Below are 8,085 nucleotides of genomic sequence, written 5' to 3'. Positions count from 1 at the left end.
GCGGCGAAATCGGTGCCGGGGAAGCTCTGGTCGAGGGAGTGGAAGACCTCCGCCTCGACGTCCCAGGCCCTGGCCGCGGCGGCGCAATCGACGATCAACGCCTCGATGCCCTTGATCATGATGCTGCGGCACAGCTTCATCGCCGAGGCGCGGCCATGCTCGACGGCGACGGGGCGGAGATTCATCCCCAGCGCGTTGAGCCGTTCGGCCGTGACGGCGGCGGCCGGGCCGCCGGCCAGGATCGGCACCTTGAGGCCGACCCCGCCGACCGGCGCCATCACCGCGCCTTCGACGTAATGTGCGCCGCCGGCCTCGACGACCTGCGCGGCGGCCTTCTTGGTGTCGGGCGAGGCGGAGTTGACGTCGAGAAACACCTGGCCGGGGGCGAGGTCGCCGGCCACCGCGGCGGCGACGGCGCCGACCTCGGTCGCGGTCACGGCGGAGATCACGATATCGGCGTAGCAGACCGCCTCGGACGCCCGGCCGCGGGGCCTGACCCCCGCGGCTTTCGCATCGGCGATCAGGGCGGGGCCGCGGGCCGGGTCGTCGAACAGGATGTCGTAGGTGGAGACCGTCGCGCCGGCGGCGATCAGCTCGCGCGCGAAGATCCTGCCGACCTCGCCATAGCCGATGAGTGCGATCGCCAGACCATCCGCCACGGACACCGCCTCCCCTCGTCGGTCCGCCCGCTGGCGGATCCTTGTGCGAGGACAGAACTGCCGCAGGTCGGCACTTCATCGCAAATGACAAGAATCGAGGGATTAATGAAACCGATTCATTATTGCGGAATGCCTTGGTTGCCGTGAAGGCCGCGAGTCAGTCGATGATGTCGGCGGGGCCGTCCATGCTCTCTCACCGGGCCGTGGCGGCTGGTGCCGCCCACCGACCCGTGGAGATAGCCTGCCCGGCCCCCAAAAAAAACAGACCGCGAGGTCGTTTTGCCGGCTACGCGGCCAGGATCACCCGCAGGACGCGGCCGGCGGCGCCGGCAGGCAGGTTCACGGTGACGCCGTCCTCCGCCCGCCGGCCGGTGGACTCGTCGCCGATCCGCAGGTCCAGCACCCGGTCCGGCGCCAGGGACGGGAAGCGCAGCCAGGCGCCGGACGGCAGCTCCGCCGGCAGGGTGACGGCGATGTCGCCCTCGCCGAAGCGCAGCTGCGACAGCCGGCCCCGGAGATTGGTCTCCAGCAGAACCCGGCTGCCGCGGCGCAGCGCCAGCACACCGTCCGCGATCGCGACCGTCACCGGGCCGGCCGGGCTGGCGACGGGCCCGAGCGTCGCGTCGGCGCCGTCATTCACCAGCTCCCACCCGCCCCAGGGGTTGACGTCCATCACCCGGGCGACGCCCAGCGCCGGCATCAAGGCACCCCAGCTGTAGAAGCCCTCGGTATCCGGCTGATCCATCGGCTCGCCGGTCTCGGCGTTGAAGTTCTCCGGGCACAGCCGGCGTTCGTCCCAGGCCGCGCGGAACAGGCGCAGGCTGTCCTCGGCCAGCTTCACCGCCTCGGCCTCGAAGCCGTTCCGGCGCAGCCCGTGCCAGACCATCCAGTTCAAGGGCGGCCAGATCCGGCCGCGCCAGTAGGAATTGTCCTTCGCCGCCGGATCGTCCCGCGTGGTGCCGGGGATGACGAAGTCGCCGCCGAAGGTGGCGGGGTCCTTGAGATGGGCCAGCAGGCGCTGCGCCTGCTGCTCGGAGGCGGCGCCGCAGATCAGCGGGTAGAAGCTGGTCGGCCCCAGGCTGCGCACGAATTCGCCGGACCACAGCCGGTTGGCGAAGATGCCGCGGCTGTCGTCCCACAGCTCGGCGCCGATCTTGGCCCGGGTCCGGGCCGCGGTCTCGGCATGCGCCGCTGCGGCCGCGTCGTCGCCCAGCTCGGCCGCGATCCAGGACAGCACCTCGGCGTCGAAGGCCAGCAGGCTGTTCAGCCCGACATCCTCCGACCGAAGCGTCCGCGTCTCCGGGTCATAGGCCGCCTGGTCGTGGATCGGCGAATTGTCCATGCTGGATTCGTTGCGGGCGCCGAAGGAGGTGCCCTTGTACAGCCCCTCGCCGACATCCGAGGTGCCGTAGGAGACCAGGCCGCGGCCGCGGGGGTCGCGCTCGCGCCACCACCAGGCGTGGTTGCGCGCCAGGGTGCCGTAGGCCAGCTCCAGCATCGGGCGCGAGCGGGAGCGGAGCCAGATCAGCCACAGCAGGAACGACCCGATCGGCAGCTGGGTGCGGTCGACCCAGGCGTCGTTGGCGGTCAGGAGGCAGGCGAGGTTGCCCTCCGGCGTGGCGCTGGCCAGCGACGCCGCCAGGTTCTCCCGCGCCATCTCCTGGTCGAGATAGCCGGTTAGGAGGGCGTTGTAGAGCTGGTCGTTCAGCCAGACGCCGAAGCCGCCGAACTTCGACAGGTTCCAGTTGCGGCTGATCGAGGTGTAGGGCCGGCGGTTGACCTCGTCCCACACCGTGTTCCAGGCCATGACGTCGCGCAGCGCGTCCAGCGCCCCGGCCTGGGGCCCGGTCTGAGCGGGCAGGGCAGGGGCCTCGCCGGGCTCGGTGGCCAGAGCCTTGGCGCGCTCGATCGCCAGGTCGGCCCGGTCGGCCACGGCGACGCCGATGCCGCCGTCGCGCATCATCTCCAGGTTGAAGCGCAGCACCAGCACCGGCGCCGCCTCCGACCGCGACCCGAGATGGAAATAACCGTGCGTCTCGTAATCCTCGGCCACCGCCTCGACTGTGGCGTGGCCGGTGACCTGCACCGGCGGCTCGGCGCTGGCGAGCGCCACGAAGCGGTGGCCGACCTTGACCACGGCCGCGCCGGCGGGATCCCAGCGCACGGTCTGGCCGTCCTCGGCCGACAGGCACAGGTTGAACCAGAACCGCAGGCCCCATTCGCCGGTCTTCACCGTGCGCCAGGTGCCGGACAGCTCGAACGGCCTGCGCTTGGCCCAGCGCCAGGCCAGGCCGGTGCCGGCATGGTCCAGGTCCAGCTCCACCAGGCTGCCGTCCAGGGCGTGGCGGCCGTACTTGACCGACCTCGCCGGGAACAGCGTCGCGCTGCGGCTGCTGTCGGCATAGGCCAGCGGCGTCACCCGCACGCCCAGCGGCAGGAACACCATCTCGGCCGGGCGGCTGGACCAGGTGTTCCAGGCCCGGGCGAGCGGGACGGTGGTATCGCGCAGCATCAGGACCTCGTGCCGGGTATCGGGTGGTCGGTGGAACGGTCATGCAATGAGCAAACCGAGTCCCCCCTCCCCTTGCGGGAGGGGGGTAGGGGGAGGGGGGCCTCTCGGCTCGAGCCGACCCAGACCGTCGCTAACCTGCATGGACGGCTGGTTTGATGCCCTGCCCATTCGCGCGCGGACGCGCGCAGACCCCTCCCCCTGCCCCCCTCCCGCAAGGGGAGGGGGGACAAAAAAGGAGAGGCTTTGGGGTGAGGGGGCGGCACCGGCGCCTGGGGTTTCACGTCAGCTCCAGGCCCGCAGGGCGGCTTCGGTCGTGACGATCTCCACCTGCTGGTCGAAGCGCGGCAGGATGAGGTCGAGCGTGGCGTGGTGGCCCGGCAGCGACGAGCTGGTCATCGCGTCGGACACGGCGACGATGCGGAAGCCGCGGTCGATGCCGTCGAGGATGGTGCCGAGGACGCAGACATCCGTCTCCACCCCCGTGACGATCAGCGTGTCGGCCTTGAGATCCGCCAGCCGGTCGACGAATTCCGGCGCGGCGAATGCGGAATGGGTCGGCTTGTCGATGACACTGCCGGGCGCGGCCAGGGCCGCCAGCTCCGCCACCAGATCCAGCATGCCGGGCGCCAGGTTCGGCCGGGTCACCGCTCGCCAGTGGGTGTAGTAGCGGCGCCAGGTACCGGGCGCGTCCTCGGCCTTCTCCGGCGTCACGAAGCGCGGGAACAGGGTGCGGCCGGGCTTCGCCCTCACCAGGGCCGCGACATTGGGGACGATGCCCATCAGCGCCGGGGTCGACCACACCGTGTCCTCGGCGAACAGGCGCTGCAGGTCGATGGCGACATGGACGGTGTTCGGCGACAGCGGCCCGAAGCGCAGCATCAGTCCTCCAGCGCGATGGTGTGGGCGGCGGACCAGCCCAGGGTGACGGCGGCGCCGGGAGCCGGCGCCGCGGCGTCCTGCGACCGGTTCTGGGAGAAGACCTTCAGCTCGCGCCCGTCCGGCCCGGCCAGGAGATAGGTCGAGACCGCGCCGGCATAGATCACCTCGCGCAAAGTCGCCGGCAGGGCGTTGTCGAAGCTGTGGGCGGTGTTGGGGGCCAGGATCACCATCTTCTCCGGCCGCACGGCCAGCGTGACCTTGGACCCGGCCGCCGGCAGCTTGCCCGCGACGCGCACCGTGCCGCCCTGCACCTCGACCGCGTTGCCGGCCTTCACCGTGCCCTCGAGGAAGTTGGCATCGCCCAGGAAGCCGGCGGCGAAGCGGGTGCGCGGCTGCTCGTAGATCTCGCCCGGCGCCCCGTCCTGCACGATCCGGCCGCGGTCCAGGATGGCGATGCGGTCGGACAGGGTCAGCGCCTCCTCCTGGTCATGGGTGACGAAGATGGTGGTCAGGCCGCTCTCGCGCTGGATCCGCTTCAGCTCGACCTGCATCTCCTGCCGCAGCCGCCGGTCCAGCGCCGACAGCGGCTCGTCCAGCAGCAGCACGGTCGGCTTGGTGACGATGGCGCGGGCCAGCGCGACACGCTGCTGCTGCCCGCCGGACAGCTGCTTCGGGCTGCGGTTCTCGAAGCCGGACAGGCGCACCATCTCCAGCGCCTCGCGCGCCTCGCGGGCGGCGGAGGGGCCGCGCACGCCGCGCCGGTTCAGCCCGAACATCACGTTCTGCAGCACGGTCATGTGCGGGAACAGGGCGTAGGACTGGAACACCATGCCGATGCGGCGCTTCCACACCGGCACCCGGGTCACCTCCTCGGCGCCGATCCGCAGCTCGCCCTCGTCCGGCACGACGAAGCCGGCGACGATGCGCAAGAGGGTGGTCTTGCCGGAGCCGGAGGGGCCGAGCAGGCTGGTGAAGCGCCCGGCCTCGAAGCTGGCGCTGATCCGGTCCAGCACGGTGGCGGGGCCGTAGCGCTTGCTGACGCCCGTGACTTCAACGCCGCTCACGGGCGCCTCCCATGTTCGACAAGAGGGCGAAGGCCAGGACCAGGACCATCGAGGCGCCCAGAAGGATGGTGGAGATGGCGTTGATCTCCGGCGTGAAGCCCTTGCGGATGGCGGAGTAGATCTCCACCGGCAGGGTGGTGACGCCGGGCGTGGCCAGGAAGTAGGAGACCACGAACTGGTCCAGCGACACGGCGAAGGCGAACAGCGCCGCGGCGATGATGCTGGGCAGCAGGAGCGGCAGGGTGACGCTGAAGAAGGCGTGCAGCGGGGTGGACCCCAGGCTCATCGCCGCCTCCTCCAGATCGGCGCGCTGCGACTGCAGCCCGGTGCCGACCACCAGCACGACATAGGGGATGGCCAGCGCCACATGGCCGATGGTCATGGCGAACAGGCCGCGGCCGATGCCGGTGGAGAAGAAGAACACCAGCATGGCGGTGCCGGTGATCAGCCAGGGAATGGCGATCGGCGGCAGCAAAAGCAATTGAAGCAGCGATCGGCCGCGGAACCTGCGCCGCGACAGGGCCAGCGCGGCCGGGGTGCCGATCGCGGTGGCCAGGATGGCGGTGACCACGGCCAGGATCAGGCTGTTGCCGCTGGCCGACAGCAGGCGGTCGTTGGCCGGCAGCTTCGCGAACCAGTCGAGCGAGAAGCTGAAGGGCAGCTCGTAGAGCGGCGAGGCGTTGAATGCCATCACCACCATCACGACGATCGGCAGGTACAGGAAGGCGATGACGACCCAGAGATGGGCGAGGCCGAGGCGCTTCATCGGCAGACTCCACCGGTTCCGGCGTCGCCATTCCTCACCGTCATTGCGAGGAGGCGAAGCCGACGAAGCAATCCAGGGGCCACGGCAAACGGCCCTGGATTGCTTCGCTGCGCTCGCAATGACGGTGTGGGGAATTGCGAGAGGACGCTTGTCATCATCGCGCCCCTCCCTGCTGCCGCCTCAGCACCGGCGCGGCCAGGGCGAAGATCAGCAGCACGATCGCCAGCATGGTGAAGGACAGGGCGGCGCCCAGCGGCCAGTTGAAGGCCTGGGTGAACTGGTCCTCGATCACCGTGCCCATGGTGACGCCGACCCGGCCGCCGAGGATGCGCGGTTCCATGAAGCTGCCGATCACCGGCACGAAGATCAGCACCGAGCCGGAGATCAGCCCCGGCGTCGCCAGCGGCAGGATGATCTTCCAGAACACCACCGGCGCGCGGGCGCCCAGGCTGCGCGCGGCCTCCAGGATCTGGTCGTCGATCGCCACCAGCGACAGGTAGCAGGTCAGGATCATGTAGGGCAGGTAGGCGTGCACCAGCCCGACCACGATGGCGGGATAGGTGTAGAGCAGCCCGAGCGGTGCCGCGTCCGGAAAGATCCAGTGGTAGAGGCCGTCGATGATGCCGCCGTCGCGCAGCACCATGGTCCAGGAGAAGACGCGGACCAGGCCGTTGGTCCAGAACGGCAGGATGATCAGGAGGAACAGCACCTGCCGGGTGCGGCCGAAGGTGGAGCGCGCCAGGGCTAGCGCCGCCGGCAGGCCGATCACGGCGCAGATCAGCGTGGTCCAGATCCCGATCGACAGCGAGGTCCAGGCGACGTCGCGCAGATAGGGGCGCTTGAGGAAGGCCAGGTAGTTGTCGACGGTCCAGACGATGGCCCGACCGCCGAACGGCGCCACCTTGAGGAAGCTGAAGCCGAGCATCATCAGCAGCGGCAGGAAGATCGCCAGCGTCAGCCAGCCATAGGCCGGCAGCAGCAGCCCGGCCGTGGCCAGCCAGCCGCGCTTCTCCGCCCCGCCCGCGGCGGGCGCGGTGACGGCGGTGGTCGGCGCCGCCAGCTCGGTCATCTGGTCATCCCCTGCTGCAACCTCTCCGCCCTTCCTTCATCCTCCCCCTCCCCTCGCGGGAGGGGGTAGGGGGAGGGGGCTCGTCCCGTCAGAACTGAAGCCCCAGGACCGTTCCCGCCTCGACATACCCCTCCCCCTACCCCCTCCCGCAAGGGGAGGGGGAGAGTAGCAGGGCAGGCCGTGCCTGTGTGGAGCTACCCCGCGTAGAACGCCTTCGTCTCTTGCCACAGGTCGGAGAAGGCCGTGCGCTGGTCGTCGCTGAGCGGCGACATGAACTGCAGCTGGGACAGGTACTCGGCCTTGTGGATCTGCTTGTTCAGGTCGTCGGCCGGCAGCGCCGCCATGGCCTTGGCGTTGGCCGAGGCCGGGGCGCCGATATTGGTGGCCCAGTAGTCGTAGAAGCCGGGGTCGATCATGTAGTTGATGAAGGCCGCGGCCTGCTCCTTGCGGGTGCTGGTGGCCGGCACCGACAGCCCGTCGATCCAGCCGATGCCGCCTTCCTTCGGCACCACGAAGTCGACCGCCAGCTTGAAGTTGCGCTGCGACCGCACGGCCGCGCCCGACCAGTAGATCGAGACGTCGAACTCGCCGGCGGCGAAGGCCTTGTTCCACTGGTCCTCGCTGGACCACAAGAGCTTCACGCCGGGCTTCAGCTCCTTCAGCTTGGCGGCGACCGCGTCCATGTCCTTGGGCGCGTTGATGTCCTGGCCGGTCATCAGCGCGCCGATGCCGATGGCGGTGACGGCGTCGTCGAACAGGGCGACGCGGCCGGTCTGGGCCGGGTCGGCCAGCACCGCCAGGCTGTCGGCCTTGACCTTGTCGCGGCGCAGGCCCAGCGCGTTGATGCCCCACAGCCAGGACACGCCGTAGGCCTTGCCGTCCTTGTGGAAATTGGCGTGGTCGCGCAGCTGTGGCGACAGGTCGGCGGCGTTCGGCACCTTGGCCAGGTCGATCGGCTCCAGCAGGTCCTCGGCCTGGGCCTGCAGGGTGCGGGCGCTGTTGATCAGCACCACGTCATAGGTGCCGGGATTGGTGCGCAGCTTGGTCAGCATCTCCTCTTCGGAGTTGAAGTAGTCGTGCTTGACCTCGATGCCGGTCTTCTCGGTGAAGGCCTTGAGGGCCCAGGCCTCGTCGGT

Annotated in this window: 7 protein-coding genes; all 7 read right to left on the bottom strand. The window is 70.1% G+C overall.

The genetic code is table 11. The features are described from left to right. Nucleotides 1-659, bottom strand: a 659-nt coding sequence (locus tag P409_RS19735) for an NAD(P)-binding domain-containing protein (RefSeq protein ID WP_034842107.1), incomplete at its 3' end; no start/stop codon positions are given. Nucleotides 660-945: 286 nt separating this feature from the next. Then, nucleotides 946-3,171 (bottom strand): MGH1-like glycoside hydrolase domain-containing protein, encoded by a 2,226-nt coding sequence (locus P409_RS19730; RefSeq protein ID WP_034842099.1) that lies wholly within the window; start codon nt 3,169-3,171, stop codon nt 946-948. 282 nt (nt 3,172-3,453) lie between these two features. Next, nucleotides 3,454-4,050, bottom strand: coding sequence for a cysteine hydrolase family protein (locus tag P409_RS19725; protein WP_034842095.1), 597 nt, complete (start codon nt 4,048-4,050; stop codon nt 3,454-3,456). Next, on the bottom strand, nt 4,050-5,114 hold the full coding sequence (locus P409_RS19720) for an ABC transporter ATP-binding protein (protein WP_034842091.1): 1,065 nt from the start codon (nt 5,112-5,114) through the stop codon (nt 4,050-4,052). Before P409_RS19720 ends, P409_RS19725 begins: the two co-directional genes overlap by 1 nt. Continuing rightward, complete coding sequence (locus P409_RS19715) at nt 5,101-5,880, bottom strand: ABC transporter permease (RefSeq protein ID WP_034842086.1); 780 nt, start codon at nt 5,878-5,880, stop codon at nt 5,101-5,103. Before P409_RS19715 ends, P409_RS19720 begins: the two co-directional genes overlap by 14 nt. A gap of 154 nt (nt 5,881-6,034) precedes the next feature. Beyond that, the gene (locus P409_RS19710; protein WP_202964732.1) at nt 6,035-6,949 is read right to left on the bottom strand and encodes an ABC transporter permease; all 915 of its coding nucleotides are present in this window, start codon (nt 6,947-6,949) and stop codon (nt 6,035-6,037) included. A gap of 194 nt (nt 6,950-7,143) precedes the next feature. Then, the coding region (locus P409_RS19705; RefSeq protein WP_034842081.1) for an ABC transporter substrate-binding protein at nt 7,144-8,085 on the bottom strand (942 nt) is incomplete at its 5' end.

The sequence above is a fragment of the Inquilinus limosus MP06 genome (assembly GCF_000767795.1).
In the GTDB taxonomy this organism is placed as follows: Bacteria; Pseudomonadota; Alphaproteobacteria; order DSM-16000; family Inquilinaceae; genus Inquilinus; species Inquilinus limosus_E.
Note: the sequence above shows the minus strand (reverse complement) of the source record. Positions and strands in the feature narration are given on the sequence as shown.